The sequence below is a fragment of the Streptomyces bugieae genome, from assembly GCF_036352915.1.
GTDB classification, from domain to species: Bacteria; Actinomycetota; Actinomycetes; order Streptomycetales; family Streptomycetaceae; genus Streptomyces; species Streptomyces endophytica.
This window is the reverse complement of record NZ_JAZBJP010000174.1, coordinates 1-442: the sequence shown is the minus strand read 5'-3', so window position 1 is coordinate 442 and position 442 is coordinate 1. Positions and strand designations below refer to the sequence as shown.

The following is a 442-nucleotide window of genomic DNA, read 5'->3' as shown; positions in this document are numbered from 1 at the left end:
CACCACGGCCGCGCCGACCAGCTTGGTCACGGTCTCCGCTCCGGCACCGCCGAGAAGGGTGGCGAAGCCGGCGATCTCGGAATTGCGCAGGCGGGTCAGCTCACCGTCCTCACGCTCGATCTCGGCGGAGATCAACCGGCTGATCATGTCGTCACGCGGCTCGGCACGGCGCTGTTTGATCAGGTCGTAGTACATCAGCCAGGTCTGGGCCATCGCCTCGACGCCGGCCTCGGACACCTCGATCTGACCCGGCTCGCGGTGCAGCTGCTCGTCGATCCACAGCCGCACCTGCTGGCGTAGCTCCGCGGGGACCCCGAGCATCGCGGTGATGACCTCGACCGGGAAGAACGCCGAAAAGTCGGCGACCACATCGAATTCCTGTGGATCGACGCCCGCGAGATAGCGGTCGATCTGCTGCGACACCATGCCCTGCAGGGCACCG

At 67.0% G+C, this 442-nt stretch carries 1 protein-coding gene; it reads right to left on the bottom strand.

The annotated features are described in order from the left end of the window. Positions 1–426 (bottom strand): cytochrome P450 family protein (locus V2J85_RS40750; protein ID WP_474064980.1); only part of this gene is annotated, 426 nt, incomplete at its 3' end. Between the last annotated feature and the right edge of the window lie 16 nt (positions 427–442).